Origin of the sequence: Microbacterium sp. Kw_RZR3 (assembly GCF_029222405.1) — a bacterium.
Lineage (GTDB): Bacteria > Actinomycetota > Actinomycetes > Actinomycetales > Microbacteriaceae > Microbacterium.
Window position 1 is genome coordinate 1 of sequence record NZ_JARHXC010000275.1, and the last position, 1,950, is coordinate 1,950.

The following is a 1,950-nucleotide window of genomic DNA, read 5'->3' on the forward strand; positions in this document are numbered from 1 at the left end:
GGTGTCCCCCGTCCGACGGAGGGGACACCGCACGGCCTCGCTCAGGGCTGAGGCGTCTTCGCGGCTTCCTGGGCGACCTCGCGCGTGAGCTCCGCATCGGGGCCGAGCGAGCGCTCGAGCTCATGGGCGAGGGAGTCGAGTTCGGCCCCGCCGGCCATGAGGCTCGTGAGCTCGGCGAGCGTGATGTCGGCCTTGAGGTGGTCGCCGATGCTCGTGCCGCGGTTCAGCAGCAGGAACCGGTCGCCCACGGGGTACGCGTGGTGCGGGTTGTGCGTGATGAACACGACGCCCAGACCCCGGTCGCGCGCCTTCGCGATGTACTTCAGCACGACGCCCGACTGCTTCACGCCGAGAGCCGCGGTGGGCTCGTCGAGGATCAGCACGCGCGCGCCGAAGTACACGGCACGGGCGATCGCGACGCACTGGCGCTCACCGCCGGAGAGCGTGCCGATGGGCTGGTCGACGTCGCGCAGGTCGATGCCCATGTTGGCGAGCTCGGTGTAGGTGACCTCCTTCATCCGCGCCACGTCGAGGCGGCGGAAGGGACCCCACCCGCGGGTCAGCTCCGATCCGAGGAAGAAGTTGCGCCACACGGGCATGAGGGGCACGACGGCGAGATCCTGGAAGACGGTGGCGATCCCGGCATCCAGGGCATCCCTCGGGGAGGAGAACGTGACGGGCGCGCCGTCCAGCAGCAGTTCGCCCTCGGAGGGGCTGTGGGCCCCGGCGAGCATCTTGATGAAGGTCGACTTGCCGGCGCCGTTGTCGCCGAGCACGCACGTGACCTGGCCGGCGATGACCGTGGTCGAGACGCCGGAGAGGGCGTTGACCGGGCCGTAGCTCTTGCCGACGTTTCGGACTTCGACGATCGGGGTCTGTGTCGAGGTGGTCATTTCGTCCCTCCCGCGCGCAGACGCACGAAGTGGTTGAGCAGCACGGCCAGCAGCAGCATCGCCCCGAGGAAGGTGCGCAGCCAGTTGGTGTCCCACTGCGCGAAGGTGATGCCCTGGAAGACCATGCCGTAGATGAGCGCGCCGAGGGCGGCACCGATCGCCGAACCGAACCCACCGGTGAGCAGGCAGCCGCCGACGACGGCGCAGATGATGTAGATGAACTCCTGTCCGACACCGGTGTTGGCCTGCACCGTCGAGGTGCGGAACAGCGAGATCATGCCGACCAGCCACGCCGCACCGGCGGTGGTCATGAACAGCCCGATCTTCGTCTTGAGGATGGGGACGCCGACCTGGCGCGACGAGTTGAGCTGGCCGCCGACGGCGAAGATCCAGTTGCCGGCGCGGGTGCGCAGCAGCACCCAGGTGGCGACCGCGGTCACGAGGACCCACCACAGCACCGAGACGTAGAACGTGCCGTCGCCGATGCGGATCGAGGCGCCGAACAGGGGCTGGATGCTGTCGTAGAACGGCACCTTGGTCATGCCCTGGATCGCGACCTGACCGGTGATGAGCTTGGTCACGGCGAGGTCGGCGCCGGCGAGGACGAAGAACGTGCCGAGGGTCACGATGAAGCTCGGAAGGCCGGTCTTCATCACGACGAGTCCGTTGAGAGCGCCGATGGCCAGGGCGGCGGCGAGCGAGATCAGCACGGCGAGCCAGATGTTCAGGCCGTAGTGCGTGGTGAGGATGCCGACGATCAGCGCGGTGAAACCGGTCATGACACCGGCGGAGAGGTCGAACTCCCCGCCGATCATCAGCAGGGCGACGGCGACGGCCATGATGCCGAACGTCGAGCCCGACTCCAGCCACACGCCGGCACCGGCGAGGGTCATGAAGTTGGGGGTGTAGACCGAGAAGAAGAACATGACGGCCAGGGCCGCGACCAGTGCTCCGATCTCGGGGCGGGCGAGCAGGCGCCGCACGGGCTGCCGCTCGAGGCGGGGGCGTGTGGCGATTGTCACGATGTCGGTCGTCGTCATCGTCGAGTCCTTTCGGT

At 68.3% G+C, this 1,950-nt stretch carries 2 protein-coding genes; both read right to left on the reverse strand.

All coding sequences use genetic code 11. The features are described 5' to 3' along the window. Positions 1 to 41 precede the first annotated feature (41 nt). On the reverse strand, positions 42 to 893 hold the full coding sequence (locus tag P2P98_RS15400) for an ATP-binding cassette domain-containing protein (RefSeq protein WP_275801030.1): 852 nt from the start codon (positions 891 to 893) through the stop codon (positions 42 to 44). Further along, positions 890 to 1,950 (reverse strand): ABC transporter permease (locus P2P98_RS15405; protein WP_345799731.1); only part of this gene is annotated, 1,061 nt, incomplete at its 5' end. The genes P2P98_RS15405 and P2P98_RS15400, both read right to left, overlap by 4 nt.